The sequence below is a fragment of the Paracoccaceae bacterium Fryx2 genome (assembly GCA_032334235.1).
Taxonomy (GTDB): Bacteria; Pseudomonadota; Alphaproteobacteria; order Rhodobacterales; family Rhodobacteraceae; genus JAVSGI01.
On the sequence record JAVSGI010000005.1, the window covers coordinates 2,757,501 to 2,775,952 of the forward strand.

13 protein-coding genes, 1 tRNA gene, 2 rRNA genes and 3 pseudogenes (1 of these 19 only partly in view) are annotated in these 18,452 nt (G+C 61.6%); 15 read left to right on the plus strand and 4 right to left on the minus strand.

The window, feature by feature from the left end:
- The 3 genes from RNZ50_22495 to RNZ50_22505 form a co-directional block, all read left to right on the plus strand.
- Positions 1-2,561 (plus strand): 23S ribosomal RNA (locus RNZ50_22495) (it extends 369 nt beyond the left edge of the window).
- Between the two features lie 186 nt (positions 2,562-2,747).
- A 5S ribosomal RNA gene (rrf, locus tag RNZ50_22500) occupies positions 2,748-2,862 on the plus strand.
- Between the two features lie 70 nt (positions 2,863-2,932).
- A tRNA-Met gene (locus tag RNZ50_22505) sits at positions 2,933-3,009 on the plus strand.
- An 86-nt stretch (positions 3,010-3,095) separates the two neighbouring features.
- On the opposite strand, the gene RNZ50_22510 is transcribed toward RNZ50_22505, so the two are convergent.
- Positions 3,096-4,028: an IS5 family transposase gene (locus RNZ50_22510; GenBank protein MDT8857760.1), complete on the minus strand. Its 933-nt coding sequence runs from the start codon at positions 4,026-4,028 to the stop codon at positions 3,096-3,098.
- A gap of 180 nt (positions 4,029-4,208) precedes the next feature.
- On the opposite strand from RNZ50_22510, the gene RNZ50_22515 reads away from it, so the two are divergent.
- The 7 genes and pseudogenes from RNZ50_22515 to RNZ50_22545 all read left to right on the plus strand — a co-directional run bounded on the left by RNZ50_22515 (position 4,209) and on the right by RNZ50_22545 (position 10,187).
- Complete coding sequence (locus tag RNZ50_22515) at positions 4,209-4,406, plus strand: M81 family metallopeptidase (GenBank protein MDT8857761.1); 198 nt, start codon at positions 4,209-4,211, stop codon at positions 4,404-4,406.
- 133 nt (positions 4,407-4,539) lie between these two features.
- Positions 4,540-4,872: pseudogene (locus tag RNZ50_22520) on the plus strand (sigma factor-like helix-turn-helix DNA-binding protein).
- A gap of 148 nt (positions 4,873-5,020) precedes the next feature.
- Positions 5,021-6,559 (plus strand): IS21 family transposase, encoded by a 1,539-nt coding sequence (gene istA / locus RNZ50_22525; protein ID MDT8857762.1) that lies wholly within the window; start codon positions 5,021-5,023, stop codon positions 6,557-6,559.
- A gap of 12 nt (positions 6,560-6,571) precedes the next feature.
- Positions 6,572-7,333: an IS21-like element helper ATPase IstB gene (gene istB / locus RNZ50_22530; protein ID MDT8857763.1), complete on the plus strand. Its 762-nt coding sequence runs from the start codon at positions 6,572-6,574 to the stop codon at positions 7,331-7,333.
- A 119-nt stretch (positions 7,334-7,452) separates the two neighbouring features.
- A pseudogene (istA, locus tag RNZ50_22535) lies at positions 7,453-8,664 on the plus strand (IS21 family transposase).
- A 12-nt stretch (positions 8,665-8,676) separates the two neighbouring features.
- On the plus strand, positions 8,677-9,438 hold the full coding sequence (istB, locus tag RNZ50_22540) for an IS21-like element helper ATPase IstB (GenBank protein MDT8857764.1): 762 nt from the start codon (positions 8,677-8,679) through the stop codon (positions 9,436-9,438).
- A 41-nt stretch (positions 9,439-9,479) separates the two neighbouring features.
- On the plus strand, positions 9,480-10,187 hold the full coding sequence (locus RNZ50_22545) for a M81 family metallopeptidase (protein ID MDT8857765.1): 708 nt from the start codon (positions 9,480-9,482) through the stop codon (positions 10,185-10,187).
- Here RNZ50_22545 and istB (RNZ50_22550) read toward each other — a convergent pair.
- The gene (istB, locus tag RNZ50_22550) at positions 10,178-10,939 is read right to left on the minus strand and encodes an IS21-like element helper ATPase IstB (GenBank protein ID MDT8857766.1); all 762 of its coding nucleotides are present in this window, start codon (positions 10,937-10,939) and stop codon (positions 10,178-10,180) included. The two genes, RNZ50_22545 and istB (RNZ50_22550), sit on opposite strands and share 10 nt — an antisense overlap.
- A gap of 12 nt (positions 10,940-10,951) precedes the next feature.
- Positions 10,952-12,490 (minus strand): IS21 family transposase, encoded by a 1,539-nt coding sequence (gene istA / locus RNZ50_22555; protein ID MDT8857767.1) that lies wholly within the window; start codon positions 12,488-12,490, stop codon positions 10,952-10,954.
- On the opposite strand from istA (RNZ50_22555), the gene RNZ50_22560 reads away from it, so the two are divergent.
- Together RNZ50_22560 and RNZ50_22565 are read left to right on the plus strand one after the other, a co-directional pair.
- On the plus strand, positions 12,428-13,501 hold the full coding sequence (locus RNZ50_22560; protein MDT8857768.1) for an MlrC C-terminal domain-containing protein: 1,074 nt from the start codon (positions 12,428-12,430) through the stop codon (positions 13,499-13,501). The genes istA (RNZ50_22555) and RNZ50_22560 overlap by 63 nt on opposite strands.
- A gap of 124 nt (positions 13,502-13,625) precedes the next feature.
- On the plus strand, positions 13,626-13,772 hold the full coding sequence (locus RNZ50_22565) for a hypothetical protein (GenBank protein ID MDT8857769.1): 147 nt from the start codon (positions 13,626-13,628) through the stop codon (positions 13,770-13,772).
- Positions 13,773-13,962: 190 nt separating this feature from the next.
- On the opposite strand, the pseudogene RNZ50_22570 reads toward RNZ50_22565, so the two are convergent.
- A pseudogene (locus RNZ50_22570) lies at positions 13,963-15,005 on the minus strand (IS5 family transposase).
- A gap of 80 nt (positions 15,006-15,085) precedes the next feature.
- Between RNZ50_22570 and RNZ50_22575 the strand changes: the two are divergent.
- The 3 genes from RNZ50_22575 to RNZ50_22585 all read left to right on the plus strand — a co-directional run bounded on the left by RNZ50_22575 (position 15,086) and on the right by RNZ50_22585 (position 18,448).
- A complete protein-coding gene (locus RNZ50_22575) occupies positions 15,086-16,498 on the plus strand; it encodes an ABC transporter substrate-binding protein (protein ID MDT8857770.1) in 1,413 nt (470 codons plus the stop codon).
- A 121-nt stretch (positions 16,499-16,619) separates the two neighbouring features.
- The gene (locus RNZ50_22580) at positions 16,620-17,564 is read left to right on the plus strand and encodes an ABC transporter permease (protein MDT8857771.1); all 945 of its coding nucleotides are present in this window, start codon (positions 16,620-16,622) and stop codon (positions 17,562-17,564) included.
- Entirely contained in the window at positions 17,564-18,448 is an 885-nt protein-coding gene (locus RNZ50_22585) for an ABC transporter permease (protein MDT8857772.1), read from the plus strand. The genes RNZ50_22580 and RNZ50_22585 overlap by 1 nt, the downstream gene beginning before the upstream one ends.
- Positions 18,449-18,452 lie beyond the last annotated feature (4 nt).

Here is an 18,452-nt window from a genome sequence, read left to right on the forward strand (position 1 = left end):
GCTGGAAAGCGCAGCGACACAGGGTGACAGCCCCGTACAGGAAGCTCCAAGGGACGTATCAAGTAGGGCGGGACACGTGAAATCCTGTCTGAAGATCGGGGGACCACCCCCGAAGGCTAAGTACTCCTTACTGACCGATAGCGAACCAGTACCGTGAGGGAAAGGTGAAAAGCACCCCGACGAGGGGAGTGAAACAGTACCTGAAACCGGACGCCTACAAGCAGTCGGAGGGGCCTTTATTGAGCCCTGACGGCGTACCTTTTGTATAATGGGTCAACGACTTGGTCTCACAAGCAAGCTTAAGCCGATAGGTGTAGGCGCAGCGAAAGCGAGTCTTAAATGGGCGATTGAGTTTGTGGGATCAGACCCGAAACCAGGTGATCTAGCCATGTGCAGGATGAAGGCACGGTAACACGTGCTGGAGGTCCGAACCAACACCCGTTGAAAAGGGTCTGGATGACGTGTGGCTAGGGGTGAAAGGCCAATCAAACCTGGAGATAGCTGGTTCTCCGCGAAAGCTATTTAGGTAGCGCCTCGGACGAATACCATCGGGGGTAGAGCACTGCATGGGTGATGGGGGCCCACAGCCTTACTGAGCCTAAGCAAACTCCGAATACCGATGAGTACTATCCGGGAGACACACGGCGGGTGCTAACGTCCGTCGTGAAGAGGGAAACAACCCTGACCTGCAGCTAAGGCCCCTAATTCGTGGTTAAGTGGGAAAGCATGTGGGACGGCCAAAACAACCAGGAGGTTGGCTTAGAAGCAGCCATCCTTTAAAGATAGCGTAACAGCTCACTGGTCTAGATAAGCTGTCCTGCGGCGAAGATGTAACGGGGCTCAAACCACGAGCCGAAGCTCAGGATGTGCAGCAATGCACGTGGTAGCGGAGCGTTCTGTGATATAGCTCCAGATCTGTTCTATCGATTGTCCGACGTGTGGCGATTGAGGGTGAATGCCCTCAAGTAGCGAAGCGATAGGGCGCGCGGTAGCGCAGATTGGGAGCTTTCTGTGAAGCCGGGCTGTAAGGCATCCGGTGGAGAGATCAGAAGCGAGAATGTTGACATGAGTAGCGACAAACAGGGTGAGAGACCCTGTCGCCGAAAGTCCAAGGGTTCCTGCTTAAAGCTAATCTGAGCAGGGTAAGCCGGCCCCTAAGGCGAGGCCGAAAGGCGTAGTCGATGGGAACCAGGTTAATATTCCTGGGCCGTGAGATGGTGACGGATCTCGAAGGTAGTCTGCCCTTATCGGATTGGGTGGGCTGCTCAGAGGTTCCTGGAAATAGCCTCTCTACAAGACCGTACCCTAAACCGACACAGGTGGACTGGTAGAGAATACCAAGGCGCTTGAGAGAACCACATCAAAGGAACTCGGCAAAATGCCTCCGTAAGTTCGCGAGAAGGAGGCCCCGTCTGTACGCAAGTATGGGCGGGGGGCACAAACCAGGGGGTGGCGACTGTTTACTTAAAACACAGGGCTCTGCGAAGTCGTAAGACGACGTATAGGGTCTGACGCCTGCCCGGTGCTGGAAGGTTAAAAGGAGGGGTGCAAGCTCTGAATTGAAGCCCCAGTAAACGGCGGCCGTAACTATAACGGTCCTAAGGTAGCGAAATTCCTTGTCGGGTAAGTTCCGACCTGCACGAATGGCGTAACGATCTCCCCGCTGTCTCTGATGTGGACTCAGCGAAATTGAACTGTGTGTCAAGATGCACACTTCCCGCGGTTAGACGGAAAGACCCCATGCACCTTTACTCCAGCTTTGCACTGGTATCAGGATTGTGATGTGCAGGATAGGTGGTAGGCATCGAAGCGGGGACGCCAGTTCTCGTGGAGCCTCCCTTGAGATACCACCCTTCGCCATTCTGATATCTAACCGCGGTCCGTCATCCGGATCCGGGACCCTGCATGGTGGGGAGTTTGACTGGGGCGGTCGCCTCCCAAATCGTAACGGAGGCGCGCGAAGGTAGGCTCAGACCGGTCGGAAATCGGTCGTTGAGTGCAATGGCAGAAGCCTGCCTGACTGCAAGACTGACAAGTCGAGCAGAGACGAAAGTCGGTCATAGTGATCCGGTGGTCCCAAGTGGGAGGGCCATCGCTCAACGGATAAAAGGTACGCTGGGGATAACAGGCTGATGATGCCCAAGAGTCCATATCGACGGCATCGTTTGGCACCTCGATGTCGGCTCATCTCATCCTGGGGCTGGAGCAGGTCCCAAGGGTATGGCTGTTCGCCATTTAAAGAGGTACGTGAGCTGGGTTTAGAACGTCGTGAGACAGTTCGGTCCCTATCTGCCGTGGGTGTAGGAGACTTGAGAAGAGTTGCCCCTAGTACGAGAGGACCGGGGTGAACGAACCACTGGTGGACCAGTTATCGTGCCAACGGTAGTGCTGGGTAGCTATGTTCGGACAGGATAACCGCTGAAGGCATCTAAGCGGGAAGCCCCCTTCAAAACAAGGTCTCCCTTGAGGGCCGTGGTAGACCACCACGTCGATAGGCCAGAGGTGTAAGAGCGGCAACGCTTTCAGCTGACTGGTACTAATTGCCCGATAGGCTTGATTTGATCCAGAAACAGCAAGGTTCACAACCGTGAACCCTGCCAGGATCGTCAAAAGCAGCACAAATGGACTTGGAACAAAACCGATGTTGTACACCCCGGAAAAACCGGATCAAACCCCCGCCGAAAAGCAGGGCAAGACCCGAAACCCCGGGGCGGTTGCGCAACAAACGCAACCGGTTTCTTCCTCGGATTGGTGGTCATAGCACGAGCAAAACACCCGATCCCTTCCCGAACTCGGCAGTTAAGTGCCGTCGCGCCAATGGTACTGCATCTCAAGGTGTGGGAGAGTAGGTCACCGCCAATCCTAGAAAGAAACCACAGCCTCTCAAGAAGGATCAAAGACACCAGGACCCAAACAAAAAGGGCCCAACCGTCGCGGGGTGGAGCAGCCCGGTAGCTCGTCAGGCTCATAACCTGAAGGTCACAGGTTCAAATCCTGTCCCCGCAACCAAATTCATGAAAGATATCAATGACATGCGCCCCGGCTCTGTTGCACAAATCGGGTGACAGACAGATCTCCCCTTTCCCTGGACAGACTCATCCCACGGCTTCAGTGACGGGTATACCGAGCGCCGTGAAGCCGTTCAGCACGGCTACACGGACCTGAAACTCGGCGACCTGACGGTCAAAGTCCCGCGCCATGAGGCGCTGACCCAGCAATTTGACGCAGTGCATCTTCGTCTCGACGCGGCTTCGGCGGTGATAACCGCTCCATCGTCGCCAGATGGTTCGGCCGAAGCGTTTCGACGCGCGTAGGGCTTCGTTGCGGGCGATTGCCCCGGGGGTGTCGGGCTTCCATGGCTTGGCGTTCTTGCGGGGCGGAATGATGGCGGCCGCACCGCGGGCGGCGATGGCGTCGTGACACTTGCGTGTGTCGAAGGCGCCATCAGCGGTGACGCTGGCGATCTCCTGATCGGGCGGGATCTGGTCGAGCAGTTCGGGCAGCATCGGCGCGTCACCGACATCGCTGGTGGTGAACTCGGCTGCGCGGATTTCCAGTGTTTTCTCGTCTATCCCGATGTGAATCTTGCGCCAGACCCGACGTTTGGTGCCGCCGTGCTTGCGCGCATTCCATTCACCTTCGCCTTCAACCTTGATCCCGGTGCTATCGATCAGAAGATGCAGCGGGCCTTGCGAGCCGCGGTGGGGGATGTTGACCTTCAGGGTCTTCTGGCGACGGCTCAGCGTGCTGAAATTGGGCACAGCCCAATCCAAATCGATGAGCCCCAGCAGGCTTTCGACGAAGCCAGTCGTCTGTCTGAGCGCCATGCCAAACAACACCTTGATGGTCAGGCAGGTCTGGATCGCGGCATCGCTATAGTCAGGCTGTCGGCCGCGCTTACCTGTCGGCGCAGCCTCCCAGATCATGGCGGTATCAAACCAGATCGTCAGCGAGCCGCGGCGCTTCAGCGCTTCGTTATAGGCGGGCCAGTTCCTGGTCTTGTAGGCGGGGGGTATGGGTCTGCTCATGCCGTCCAGCTACCACGCTGGATTCACAAGATGAATCCCTCACGGGATTTGTGCAACAGAGCCATGCAAACATATCGCCTAGCAATACACTAAATACTTCCCGCAACGATCCGACGAACAAGCCTCGGCGCGGTGAGATACCGCCCGACGCGACTGCAAGATGGGGGCCGGACCACAACAATGATCAAACGCGTAGCGCTGGCAGGCTTTCTGCACGAGACCAATACATTCGCGCCCAGCCCAGCAGACATGGCCAGTTTCGTGCAGGGTGGGGGCTACATGCCGATGTCACGGGGTGCTGCGCTGATGACGGCGGGGCGGGGCATCAATCTCGGCATCGGAGGCGCGGTAGAGCATGGCGATGCGTGTTTCGCTTGATGGTGGGCATCGATTTCACGGGATCATGGGCAGTCATTTCGCGTGAAGCTGGGCACTGATTTCGCGGGATCGCGGGCAGGTCTGGTCGGCAAATTGAGGATAGTTGCGCCTTCAGGAATGAAGGGGTGGCTTGATGCCGACAGGACGATTGAACATGCGCCGGATACGAGATGTTTTGCGATTGAAGCTTGGGCAAGGCCTGAGCGAGCGGTCCATTGCCGCTTCCCTCGGTCTGAGCAAGGGGAGCGTCGGAAGCTACACCCAACGGGCGCGTCATGCCGGGCTCACGTGGCCCTTGCCGGAGGGGATCGATGACGACAGCCTTGAACTTCTTTTGTTTCCAGCCCCGCCCACGGTGCCGGACGCGGAGCGGCTTGTGCCCGACTGGGCGGAGATTGACCGCGAGTTGCGCCGCCCTGGGGTGACGCGGATGCTGCTCTGGGAAGAATACCGTGCCGCGCACCCTGCGTGTTTCGCTTGATGGTGGGCATCGATTTCACGGGATCATGGGCAGTCATTTCGCGTGAAGCTGGGCACTGATTTCGCGGGATCGCGGGCAGGTCTGGTCGGCAAATTGAGGATAGTTGCGCCTTCAGGAATGAAGGGGTGGCTTGATGCCGACAGGACGATTGAACATGCGCCGGATACGAGATGTTTTGCGATTGAAGCTTGGGCAAGGCCTGAGCGAGCGGTCCATTGCCGCTTCCCTCGGTCTGAGCAAGGGGAGCGTCGGAAGCTACACCCAACGGGCGCGTCATGCCGGGCTCACGTGGCCCTTGCCGGAGGGGATCGATGACGACAGCCTTGAACTTCTTTTGTTTCCAGCCCCGCCCACGGTGCCGGACGCGGAGCGGCTTGTGCCCGACTGGGCGGAGATTGACCGCGAGTTGCGCCGCCCTGGGGTGACGCGGATGCTGCTCTGGGAAGAATACCGTGCCGCGCACCCCGGGGGTTTTGCCTATACTTGGTTTTGCACGCATTACGAGGCTTGGAAGGGTCGGGTGCGCCCGACGATGCGCCAGACACATGTGGGCGGCGAGAAGGTGTTCGTTGACTTTGCCGGCGACACCATCGACGTGATCGACCCCACGACCGGCGAAGCGCGGGCCATGAAGCTGTTCGTGGCGGCAATGGGGGCATCGAATTACACCTATGCCGAGGCGGTGGCATCGGAGGGGTTGGAAGATTGGATCCTCGCGCATATCCGGATGTTCGCCTTTCTGGGCGGCGTGCCAAAGGCGGTGGTTCCGGACAATCTGAAGTCCGCCGTGATCAAGGCAGACCGGTTTGATCCGGGGCTGAACCGGACCTATGCCGAGATGGCGGCGCATTATGGCACCGCCGTTCTGCCCGCCCGGCCGCGCAAACCCCGGGACAAGGCGAAGGTGGAAGTGGCTGTCCAAGTGGCACAACGCTGGATTCTGGCGCGGCTGCGGAACCACCGGTTCTTCTCATTGGCCGAGTTGAACGTGGCGATCCGGCGGCTGCTGGACGAGTTGAACATGCGCGTGATGCGCGGCTATGGCGCCAGCCGCGCCGATCTGTTTGCCACTTTGGATCGGCCCAATCTTCAGCCCCTACCGCCCGAACCTTATGTCTTCGCCCGCTGGAAGCGCGCCCGCGTGGCACCCGACTATCACGTTGAGGTCGACAGCTCATGGTATTCCGTGCCCTTCGCGCTGATCAAACAAGAGGTCGATGTTCGCACAAGCGGCCAGACGGTCGAGATATTCCATCGTGGTCAGAGGGTTGCGAGCCACGTGCGCACCCCGGGGCGGCGCAGCCATGTCACCGTGGCCGACCATATGCCATCGGCCCATCGTCGCTTTGCCGAATGGACCCCGGCCAGAATGCTGGCGCAGGCAACCAAGACCGGCCCCGCCGTCGCCGCCTTTTGCGAGATGGTGATGGCTGACCGCCCCCATCCTGAACAGGGGTTCCGCACCTGCCTGGGTGTGCTGGCCTTGGTCAAAACCTATGGGCCGGAGCGCGTTGATGCGGCCTGCCAGCGGGGTGTGACCATCCGGGCCCGCACCGTCACCTCCATTCGTTCGATCCTCAAGACCGGCCTCGATCGCGCCTTCCTGGAAGGCTCCGAAGAGGTCGCCCCCCTCCAGCACGCCAACATTCGTGGCGGCAGCTATTACCATTGAGAAAGGACTAAAATGCTGACCCATCCCACCCACGACCGACTGTTGGCGCTCGGCCTGACCGGCATTGCATCGGCGCTCGAAGAACAACGCAGGTCAACCGCCTTCGACGCCCTCTCGTTCGAAGAGCGTCTCGGCCTGCTGGTCGACCGCGAGGCTGCAGAGCGCGACACCAAGAAACTGGCCTCCCGGCTCAAGTTTGCGGCTCTGCGCCAAGATGCCAGCGTCGAGGATCTGGACCTGCGCAGCCCACGTGGTCTTGACCGCAGTGTCATGGCGCATCTTGCCGATGGCGGCTGGATCGCCCGGCACGAGAACCTGCTGATAACCGGGCCGACCGGTTTGGGCAAAAGCTGGATCGCCTGCGCCCTTGGCCACAAGGCGTGCCGGGATGGGCGGCCCGTCCTCTATCAACGTGCGCCGCGCATGTTCGAGGCCCTTGCTCTGGCCCGTGGCGATGGCCGCCATGAACGCATCCTCAAAACCATCGCCCGCATGGATGTGCTGATCATTGACGATTGGGGCCTCGCCGTCCTCACCGCCCCGGAGCGCCGTGACCTGCTGGAAATCCTCGAAGACCGCCACGGCCGCGCTTCCACCATCGTCACAAGCCAACTCCCCGTTGACCAGTGGCACGAAGCCATCGGCGACCCAACGCTCGCAGATGCCATCCTCGACCGCCTCGTTCACAACGCACACCGCCTCACCCTCTCAGGTGAAAGCCTGCGCAGGCGCTCCGCCGTCACAAAAAAGCTTGACCAAATCGTTCAAGCCTGACTCCATGAAAGCGTCGGCCAGCCTGCCCACGATCCCGTGAAATGACTGCCCAGAATGGCGCGAAACGCGTGCCCACGATCGCGCGAAATCAGCGCCCATTCTCCGCGAAATCCGCAGCGCACCCCGGGGGTTTTGCCTATACTTGGTTTTGCACGCATTACGAGGCTTGGAAGGGTCGGGTGCGCCCGACGATGCGCCAGACACATGTGGGCGGCGAGAAGGTGTTCGTTGACTTTGCCGGCGACACCATCGACGTGATCGACCCCACGACCGGCGAAGCGCGGGCCATGAAGCTGTTCGTGGCGGCAATGGGGGCATCGAATCACACCTATGCCGAGGCGGTGGCATCGGAGGGGTTGGAAGATTGGATCCTCGCGCATATCCGGATGTTCGCCTTTCTGGGCGGCGTGCCAAAGGCGGTGGTTCCGGACAATCTGAAGTCCGCCGTGATCAAGGCAGACCGGTTTGATCCGGGGCTGAACCGGACCTATGCCGAGATGGCGGCGCATTATGGCACCGCCGTTCTGCCCGCCCGGCCGCGCAAACCCCGGGACAAGGCGAAGGTGGAAGTGGCTGTCCAAGTGGCACAACGCTGGATTCTGGCGCGGCTGCGGAACCACCGGTTCTTCTCATTGGCCGAGTTGAACGTGGCGATCCGGCGGCTGCTGGACGAGTTGAACATGCGCGTGATGCGCGGCTATGGCGCCAGCCGCGCCGATCTGTTTGCCACTTTGGATCGGCCCAATCTTCAGCCCCTACCGCCCGAACCTTATGTCTTCGCCCGCTGGAAGCGCGCCCGCGTGGCACCCGACTATCACGTTGAGGTCGACAGCTCATGGTATTCCGTGCCCTTCGCGCTGATCAAACAAGAGGTCGATGTTCGCACAAGCGGCCAGACGGTCGAGATATTCCATCGTGGTCAGAGGGTTGCGAGCCACGTGCGCACCCCGGGGCGGCGCAGCCATGTCACCGTGGCCGACCATATGCCATCGGCCCATCGTCGCTTTGCCGAATGGACCCCGGCCAGAATGCTGGCGCAGGCAACCAAGACCGGCCCCGCCGTCGCCGCCTTTTGCGAGATGGTGATGGCTGACCGCCCCCATCCTGAACAGGGGTTCCGCACCTGCCTGGGTGTGCTGGCCTTGGTCAAAACCTATGGGCCGGAGCGCGTTGATGCGGCCTGCCAGCGGGGTGTGACCATCCGGGCCCGCACCGTCACCTCCATTCGTTCGATCCTCAAGACCGGCCTCGATCGCGCCTTCCTGGAAGGCTCCGAAGAGGTCGCCCCCCTCCAGCACGCCAACATTCGTGGCGGCAGCTATTACCATTGAGAAAGGACTAAAATGCTGACCCATCCCACCCACGACCGACTGTTGGCGCTCGGCCTGACCGGCATTGCATCGGCGCTCGAAGAACAACGCAGGTCAACCGCCTTCGACGCCCTCTCGTTCGAAGAGCGTCTCGGCCTGCTGGTCGACCGCGAGGCTGCAGAGCGCGACACCAAGAAACTGGCCTCCCGGCTCAAGTTTGCGGCTCTGCGCCAAGATGCCAGCGTCGAGGATCTGGACCTGCGCAGCCCACGTGGTCTTGACCGCAGTGTCATGGCGCATCTTGCCGATGGCGGCTGGATCGCCCGGCACGAGAACCTGCTGATAACCGGGCCGACCGGTTTGGGCAAAAGCTGGATCGCCTGCGCCCTTGGCCACAAGGCGTGCCGGGATGGGCGGCCCGTCCTCTATCAACGTGCGCCGCGCATGTTCGAGGCCCTTGCTCTGGCCCGTGGCGATGGCCGCCATGAACGCATCCTCAAAACCATCGCCCGCATGGATGTGCTGATCATTGACGATTGGGGCCTCGCCGTCCTCACCGCCCCGGAGCGCCGTGACCTGCTGGAAATCCTCGAAGACCGCCACGGCCGCGCTTCCACCATCGTCACAAGCCAACTCCCCGTTGACCAGTGGCACGAAGCCATCGGCGACCCAACGCTCGCAGATGCCATCCTCGACCGCCTCGTTCACAACGCACACCGCCTCACCCTCTCAGGTGAAAGCCTGCGCAGGCGCTCCGCCGTCACAAAAAAGCTTGACCAAATCGTTCAAGCCTGACTCCATGAAAGCGTCGGCCAGCCTGCCCACGATCCCGTGAAATGACTGCCCAGAATGGCGCGAAACGCGTGCCCACGATCGCGCGAAATCAGCGCCCATTCTCCGCGAAATCCGCACATGGCGAGGCTGCCGACTGGGACATGGTGCCGATCCTGTGGTGCGGAGCAATACCCTCGGCCCATGTGACGCAAGCCGACTACGAGGCCATCAGTGCCGAGATTGTCGATGGCATCGCCCATGCGGGGCGGCTGGATGGAGTGTTTCTGGACCTGCACGGCGCGATGGTGGCAGAACATGAAGAGGACGGCGAAGGAGCACTGATTGCGCGCGTCCGTGCCGTTGTCGGGCCGGATGTGCCTATCGTTGCGGCGCTGGACCTGCATGGCAATATCACTGCCAGGATGGTCGATGGGGCGGACGCACTTGTCGGGTTCCGGACCTATCCGCATGTCGACATGGCTGACACGGGCCGCCGTGCGGCGGTGCAACTCGATACGCTGATGGCGCGGGGCAAGCCCTTCGCATCCGCGTTCCGGCGGTTGGATTTCCTGATCCCGATCGCGTGGCAAAGCACGGTGATGGAGCCGGCCCGCGGCATCTATGACCGGATGGCGACCCTTGAGTGCGGATTTCGCGGAGAATGGGCGCTGATTTCGCGCGATCGTGGGCACGCGTTTCGCGCCATTCTGGGCAGTCATTTCACGGGATCGTGGGCAGGCTGGCCGACGCTTTCATGGAGTCAGGCTTGAACGATTTGGTCAAGCTTTTTTGTGACGGCGGAGCGCCTGCGCAGGCTTTCACCTGAGAGGGTGAGGCGGTGTGCGTTGTGAACGAGGCGGTCGAGGATGGCATCTGCGAGCGTTGGGTCGCCGATGGCTTCGTGCCACTGGTCAACGGGGAGTTGGCTTGTGACGATGGTGGAAGCGCGGCCGTGGCGGTCTTCGAGGATTTCCAGCAGGTCACGGCGCTCCGGGGCGGTGAGGACGGCGAGGCCCCAATCGTCAATGATCAGCACATCCATGCGGGCGATGGTTTTGAGGATGCGTTCATGGCGGCCATCGCCACGGGCCAGAGCAAGGGCCTCGAACATGCGCGGCGCACGTTGATAGAGGACGGGCCGCCCATCCCGGCACGCCTTGTGGCCAAGGGCGCAGGCGATCCAGCTTTTGCCCAAACCGGTCGGCCCGGTTATCAGCAGGTTCTCGTGCCGGGCGATCCAGCCGCCATCGGCAAGATGCGCCATGACACTGCGGTCAAGACCACGTGGGCTGCGCAGGTCCAGATCCTCGACGCTGGCATCTTGGCGCAGAGCCGCAAACTTGAGCCGGGAGGCCAGTTTCTTGGTGTCGCGCTCTGCAGCCTCGCGGTCGACCAGCAGGCCGAGACGCTCTTCGAACGAGAGGGCGTCGAAGGCGGTTGACCTGCGTTGTTCTTCGAGCGCCGATGCAATGCCGGTCAGGCCGAGCGCCAACAGTCGGTCGTGGGTGGGATGGGTCAGCATTTTAGTCCTTTCTCAATGGTAATAGCTGCCGCCACGAATGTTGGCGTGCTGGAGGGGGGCGACCTCTTCGGAGCCTTCCAGGAAGGCGCGATCGAGGCCGGTCTTGAGGATCGAACGAATGGAGGTGACGGTGCGGGCCCGGATGGTCACACCCCGCTGGCAGGCCGCATCAACGCGCTCCGGCCCATAGGTTTTGACCAAGGCCAGCACACCCAGGCAGGTGCGGAACCCCTGTTCAGGATGGGGGCGGTCAGCCATCACCATCTCGCAAAAGGCGGCGACGGCGGGGCCGGTCTTGGTTGCCTGCGCCAGCATTCTGGCCGGGGTCCATTCGGCAAAGCGACGATGGGCCGATGGCATATGGTCGGCCACGGTGACATGGCTGCGCCGCCCCGGGGTGCGCACGTGGCTCGCAACCCTCTGACCACGATGGAATATCTCGACCGTCTGGCCGCTTGTGCGAACATCGACCTCTTGTTTGATCAGCGCGAAGGGCACGGAATACCATGAGCTGTTAACCTCAACGTGATAGTCGGGTGCCACGCGGGCGCGCTTCCAGCGGGCGAAGACATAAGGTTCGGGCGGTAGGGGCTGAAGATTGGGCCGATCCAAAGTGGCAAACAGATCGGCGCGGCTGGCGCCATAGCCGCGCATCACGCGCATGTTCAACTCGTCCAGCAGCCGCCGGATCGCCACGTTCAACTCGGCCAATGAGAAGAACCGGTGGTTCCGCAGCCGCGCCAGAATCCAGCGTTGTGCCACTTGGACAGCCACTTCCACCTTCGCCTTGTCCCGGGGTTTGCGCGGCCGGGCGGGCAGAACGGCGGTGCCATAATGCGCCGCCATCTCGGCATAGGTCCGGTTCAGCCCCGGATCAAACCGGTCTGCCTTGATCACGGCGGACTTCAGATTGTCCGGAACCACCGCCTTTGGCACGCCGCCCAGAAAGGCGAACATCCGGATATGCGCGAGGATCCAATCTTCCAACCCCTCCGATGCCACCGCCTCGGCATAGGTGTGATTCGATGCCCCCATTGCCGCCACGAACAGCTTCATGGCCCGCGCTTCGCCGGTCGTGGGGTCGATCACGTCGATGGTGTCGCCGGCAAAGTCAACGAACACCTTCTCGCCGCCCACATGTGTCTGGCGCATCGTCGGGCGCACCCGACCCTTCCAAGCCTCGTAATGCGTGCAAAACCAAGTATAGGCAAAACCCCCGGGGTGCGCGGCACGGTATTCTTCCCAGAGCAGCATCCGCGTCACCCCAGGGCGGCGCAACTCGCGGTCAATCTCCGCCCAGTCGGGCACAAGCCGCTCCGCGTCCGGCACCGTGGGCGGGGCTGGAAACAAAAGAAGTTCAAGGCTGTCGTCATCGATCCCCTCCGGCAAGGGCCACGTGAGCCCGGCATGACGCGCCCGTTGGGTGTAGCTTCCGACGCTCCCCTTGCTCAGACCGAGGGAAGCGGCAATGGACCGCTCGCTCAGGCCTTGCCCAAGCTTCAATCGCAAAACATCTCGTATCCGGCGCATGTTCAATCGTCCTGTCGGCATCAAGCCACCCCTTCATTCCTGAAGGCGCAACTATCCTCAATTTGCCGACCAGACCTGCCCGCGATCCCGCGAAATCAGTGCCCAGCTTCACGCGAAATGACTGCCCATGATCCCGTGAAATCGATGCCCACCATCAAGCGAAACACGCACCTTGAGCAGGGAGATGTCACGACGGTGTCGTTTTTCCCCGGCTTTCCGGCAGCGGATTTTCCCGGATGCGGCCCGACGGTCGTGGCTTACGGTCTGACACAGGTCGCGGCAGACGCCGCCGCCGATGCGGTGGCCGCCGATGTGATGCGGGCCGAACCTGCCTTTGCAGGCAGGGCCCATGACCCCGATGCAGGCGTGGCCGAGGCGATGCGTATCGCCGCCACGGCGACGAAACCGGTGGTCATTGCCGATACGCAGGACAATCCGGGCGCAGGGGGCGATTCCAACACCACCGGCATGTTGCGCGCTTTGGTGCGGGCTGATGCCAAACGCGCGGCCACAGGGATCATCGTCGATCCTGCGGCCGCCGCCGCCGCCCATGCCGCGGGACAGGGGGCCGCGATCGACATCGCACTTGGCGGGTTTTCCGGCATTCCCGGCGACAGCCCGTTTCAGGCCCGCTTCACAGTGGAAAAACTCTCGGATGGCAAATTCATCGCCTCTGGCCCCTTTTACGGCGGAGCGCCGCTGGATCTGGGGCCATCGGCCTGCCTGCGGATCGGAGACGTGCGCGTTGTGGTTTCCACCAACAAGGCACAGATGGCTGATCAGCAGATGTATCGCTTCGTGGGCATCGAACCCACGCAGCAAGCGATCCTTGTCAACAAGAGCTCGGTCCATTTCCGTGCGGATTTTCAGCCGATTGCAGAAGCCATCCTGGTCTGCACAGCCCCCGGCCCGATGCCGATCAGCCCGGCCAGTCTGCCGTGGACGAGGCTGGCGCCGGGCATGAGGCTGGAGCCGATGGGCGCCCGCTGGCAACCTGCGCGTTCGCCCGAACCCGGTTCCGAGGCGGGCTGACCGCCGATTTCATCCCCGTGCACCTGGCGGAGACCGAGGCACACCCCGCGACCAACAGCAGAGAGAGAAGACAATGACAGCACAAAGTTTTCATTCAAAAGGCGCCGCGCGTGTGCGCAGCCTCATGGCAGGGACGTTGCTCGCCTCGACCGCGATGGTCGGCGCCAGCGCCGCCTGGTCCGAGACGACGATCACGGCCGTGATGCATTCTGGCCTGCGCGTTCTGGACCCGGTCATCACGACGGCCCATATCACCCGCAACCACTCCTAGGGCACCTCGATTTTTGACTGTTTTCGCGGCAACGGCATAGCAGGTTCTGCCCGAAGCGCGGCAGCGACCTTCAGCTGACCGATTGTTGCCTTGGTTTTTATGATCTGCCGCCCATTTCGCCTCGCGGACCTTCGGTTCAGGGCCGTTTTTAGCGATGCGCGGGGCGATCTGCGTCCTTGGCCGACCGTTTTCAGGCTGGGTGCGGGTTGATGCGACCCAGTTGGCCGAGGCGGCGCATGTTGTAGGCGAGATTCTTCATGCCGACTTTGGCCTTCGCCCGCACCAAGCCGATGGTGCGCACCAGGGTGCCGCCCATGTCGTTGGCCTGCGCGCCGAAGATGTGCTCAACCCGGACCCGCACGGTGGATTTGGTGCGGTTGCTGCCCTTGGCCTGGTCGGTCAGCGGCTTGCCCCGATTGCCCTTGCGGTGGATGTGGCTTTTCAGTTTTAAGGCGCGGAGTTTGGCCTCCATCTCCTCGGACCGATAAGCAGCATCCGCCCACACGCCAGACCCGGTGTTGCCCTGCATCAGCAGATGATCCACTGCCTGGCTGTCATGCACAGCGGCGTCGGTGACGTGGTAGCGCCGGACCAGCTTATGCGTGCGGTCCACATTCACATGGTTCTTGTAGCCGTAGTGGCTCTTGCCGTGCTTTTTCGTCCAACGTGCGTCCACATCCTTTTGCACCCGTTTCGCTGGCTTATCAGCCCAATCCTCGGGGACCTCGCCCTTCTTGATCGTTGCGTTTTCATCGCGCGTGTTGTGATTGCGCGGCACCGGCACGATGGAGGCGTCCAGGATCTGACCGCCGCGCGCAATGTAGCCCCGCCGCGCCAAATGACCGTCAAACAACCCGAACAACTCCTCCACCTTCCGGCCTGCGCCAGCGCATCGCGATACAGCCACACCGTCTTGGCGTCGGGCACCCGGTCACCAAGGCCCAACCCCAGGAAGCGCATAAAGGAAAGCCGGTCGCGGACCTGATATTCGATCTGATCATCCGACAGGTTGTAAAGCGCGCTCAGAACCAGCGTCTTGAACATCAGCACCGCATCTATCGGCTTGCGCCCCGCGCGGGACTTGCGATCCGCAACAGGCTTGCGCCAGACCCGCTCAAGAGCCGGACGAAACTCCTCCCACGGCACGACGGCATCAATTTCGACCAGCGGATCCCTTTTGGCATCGAGGCTCGCGTAACGGTCCGAAAGATCGAAAAAACCCATCTGCGCCATCGTTGCATCCCCAATGCCAGTTCACTGTCTCACCATACCGAAGTGCGGGGGATGGGGCAATTTATAGAGGTGCCCCCTATATGATCTACGACGTGCTCGTGGCCGTGGACGGCACTTTCACACCGCAGCCGCAGATGGCTGACTGGACCATATCGGATGATGGCAAGGTCTATACCTTCACCCTGCGCGATGGTCTGATGTTCCATGATGGCACGCCGGTCACGATGGCGGATGCCGAAGCCTCGCTCAAGCGGTGGGCTCAAAAGGATTCGGGCGGCCAGATCATCATGGACCGCACCGAAAGCCTGACCGCGACCGATGCCAAGACGCTGGTCTGGACCCTGACCGAGCCCTTCGCGCCCATGCTGGACACACTGGGCAAGCAGTCGGCCCTGCCACCCTTCATCATGCCCGCGCGGATTGCGGCCACCCCGGCGGACACCGCGATCACCGAACACGTGGGCTCCGGCCCGTTCCGTTTTGTCGAGGCCGAGTTCCAGCCCGGCGTCAGCGTGACCTATATCAAGAACGAGGAGTATGTTCCCCGGTCCGAGCCGGCCGACAATCTGGCGGGCGGCAAGGTCGTTCATGTGGACAAGGTCGTTTGGTCGACGATGGCTGACGCATCCACTGCGATCAACGCGCTGATGGCCAACGAGATCGACTATATCGAATCCGTGCAGGTCGATCTGCTGCCGCTTTTGGAAGGTGACCCGGACATCGTGCATGAAAAGCGCGAACCGCTGGGCTATCAGACGATGGGCCGGATGAACTTCAAGCATCCGCCCTTCGACAACCTGAAGGTGCGTCAGGCAGCGATGAAGGCGCTGGATCAACAGGCGATCATGGCCGCTCTGGTGGGCAACCCGGACTACTATGATATCTGTGGTGCGATCTTTGGCTGCGGCACCGCGCTGGCGGATGAGACCGGGGCCGAGAGCTTGACCTCGGGCGGTGATCTGGCGGGGGCCAAGGCCCTCCTGGCCGAAGCCGGCTATGACGGCACGCCAATCGTGATCATGGCCCCCACCGATGTGGTGTCCCTGGTGGCACAGCCGGTCGTGGCTTCGCAGGCGCTGCGGAACGCGGGCTTCACCGTCGATATGCAGCCGATGGACTGGCAGACGCTTGTGACCCGCCGCGCGAGCCAGAACGCCCCCGCCGATGGTGGCTGGAACCTGTTCTTCACCAACTGGGTGGTGCCCGAAATATCCAGCCCGCTGGTTTCGCCGATGCTGAACGGGCGCGGTGACTCGGCATGGTTCGGTTGGCCGGAAGATGCGGTCATCGAAGATCTCAAGGCGCAGTTCATCGCCGCGTCCAGCCCTGAGGCGCAGCAGAAGATCGCCGTCGCCATTCAGGCCCACACCCTGGAGCAGGTCCTTTATATCCCCGTGGGTCAGTATGCCCTGCCGCAGGCGCGCCGTGCGAATATCGTCGACATGCTGCCGTCGCCGGTGCCGGTGTTCTGGAACGTCAAGAAAGAGGACTGATCGCGCCCTGAGCGTCCCGGCGCGCTGTCCGCGCGCCGGGACCGTTCCCCGAAAGACCGGCCCTGCGCCGCCTTTCGGGGACCGGAACATTTCTTCCCGCCGCCGAAAGGGCCACCTGCCGATGCTGGGCTATATCATTCGACGAGTTCTGGCGATTTTCCCTGTCATGCTGATCGTCGCCATCTTCGTTTTCCTGCTGCTGCGACTGACGCCTGGCGACCCGGCCGCGATCATCGCTGGCGACATGGCAACGCCCGAACAGCTTGAACGTATTCGTGAGGCGATGGGGCTCAATCAGCCGATCCACACCCAGTTCATCACCTGGATGGGACGGCTGTTGCAGGGCGATCTGGGCACCTCGCTGATTTCCGGAACCCCCGTTCTGACCATGGTCGGCCAGCGGGTGTTTCCGACGATCAACCTTGCGTTGCTGACCATCGTGATTGCCGTGATCATCGCCGTGCCGATGGGGGTGCTTGCGGCCTGGCGCCATCGGTCCTGGGTCGATTACGCGGTGATGAGCTTTTCCGTGCTGGGATTTTCGGTGCCGGTTTTCGTGATCGGCTACCTGTTCATCCTTGTCTTCTCGATCAATCTGGGCTGGTTGCCGGTGCAGGGTTATGCCTCGCCCACGAAAGACGGCCTTGGCGCATTCCTCTATCGCGCAATCCTGCCCGCCCTGACGCTGGCCACGATCTACATCGCACTCATCGCGCGGATGACGCGGGCTTCGATGCTTGAAGTTCTGGGTGAGGACTACATCCGCACCGCCCGCGCCAAAGGCGTCAAGGAAAGCCGCGTGCTGTTCCGCCATGCGCTGCGCAATGCCGCCGTGCCGATCCTGACGGTGATCGGAACCGGCTTCGCGCTGCTGATCTCGGGTGTGGTGGTCACGGAAAGCGTGTTCAACATTCCCGGCATCGGCCGCCTGACCGTCGATGCCATTCTGGCGCGCGACTATCCGGTGATTCAGGCGATGATCCTTCTGACAAGCGCCACCTATGTTGTGGTGAACCTGATCATCGACATCTCTTACACGATTTTTGACCCGAGGATCCGCTACTGATGTCCAACTACGCGCCCCCCTCCTCGGCCCTGCAATCCGTGCTGCGGCTTTTCTCTATCCCCTCGCTGGCCAGGCTGGGGGCAGGGCCGCTGATTGCCGCCGCTGTATTGGTCCTGATCGTGATCGTTACCCTGCTGTCGCCCTGGATCGCGCCCTTCGACCCGCTGGAAATGAACCCGATGAACCGCCTGCAAGGCCCCAGCGACGCGAACCTGCTGGGCACTGACCCCTTCGGGCGTGACATCTATTCCCGCGTGCTGATCGGCGGGCGGGTGTCGTTGCTGATCGGGATCGGGGCTGCCGTGGTATCGGTCCTCGTCGGTCTGTGCATCGGTCTGGTCGCCGGGTTCTTCCGGCTGGCCGACATGATTATCATGCGCGTGATGGACAGCCTGATGGCGATTCCGTCGATCCTTCTGGCGATTGCGCTGGTGGCGCTGAACGGTCCCTCAATCACATCGGTGATCATGGCGATCACCATTCCTGAAATCCCCCGAGTGGTGCGGCTGGTCCGTTCGGTCGTGCTGACTGCGCGCGAGGAGCCCTATGTCGAGGCGGCAGTGGCACTCGGATCCTCGATGCCCAAGATCCTGTTCCAGCATCTGATGCCCAACACCATGGCACCGCTGATCGTGCAGGGCACCTATATCCTTGCCTCTGCCATCCTGACCGAGGCGATCCTGTCCTTCCTTGGCGCCGGGGTATCGACCGAGATCCCGACCTGGGGGAATATCATGGCGGAAGGGCGGCAGTTTTTCCGCATCAAGCCTGAACTTCTGCTCTGGCCGGGGCTGATGCTGTCGCTGTGCATCCTGTCGATCAACCTGCTGGGCGATACCGCGCGCGACATGCTGGACCCGCGCCTCAAGAAACGCGGGGAATAGGGCG

Coding starts and splice junctions, on each gene's coding strand:
- RNZ50_22515 (MDT8857761.1), top strand. CDS start 4,209: ATGATCAAACGCGTAGCGCTGGCAGGCTTTCTGCACGAGACCAATACA.
- RNZ50_22545 (MDT8857765.1), top strand. CDS start 9,480: ATGACTGCCCAGAATGGCGCGAAACGCGTGCCCACGATCGCGCGAAAT.
- istB (MDT8857763.1), top strand. CDS start 6,572: ATGCTGACCCATCCCACCCACGACCGACTGTTGGCGCTCGGCCTGACC.
- RNZ50_22510 (MDT8857760.1), bottom strand. CDS start 4,028: ATGAGCAGACCCATACCCCCCGCCTACAAGACCAGGAACTGGCCCGCC.
- RNZ50_22565 (MDT8857769.1), top strand. CDS start 13,626: ATGGCAGGGACGTTGCTCGCCTCGACCGCGATGGTCGGCGCCAGCGCC.
- istB (MDT8857766.1), bottom strand. CDS start 10,939: ATGCTGACCCATCCCACCCACGACCGACTGTTGGCGCTCGGCCTGACC.
- RNZ50_22585 (MDT8857772.1), top strand. CDS start 17,564: ATGTCCAACTACGCGCCCCCCTCCTCGGCCCTGCAATCCGTGCTGCGG.
- istA (MDT8857762.1), top strand. CDS start 5,021: ATGCCGACAGGACGATTGAACATGCGCCGGATACGAGATGTTTTGCGA.
- istB (MDT8857764.1), top strand. CDS start 8,677: ATGCTGACCCATCCCACCCACGACCGACTGTTGGCGCTCGGCCTGACC.
- istA (MDT8857767.1), bottom strand. CDS start 12,490: ATGCCGACAGGACGATTGAACATGCGCCGGATACGAGATGTTTTGCGA.
- RNZ50_22580 (MDT8857771.1), top strand. CDS start 16,620: ATGCTGGGCTATATCATTCGACGAGTTCTGGCGATTTTCCCTGTCATG.
- RNZ50_22575 (MDT8857770.1), top strand. CDS start 15,086: ATGATCTACGACGTGCTCGTGGCCGTGGACGGCACTTTCACACCGCAG.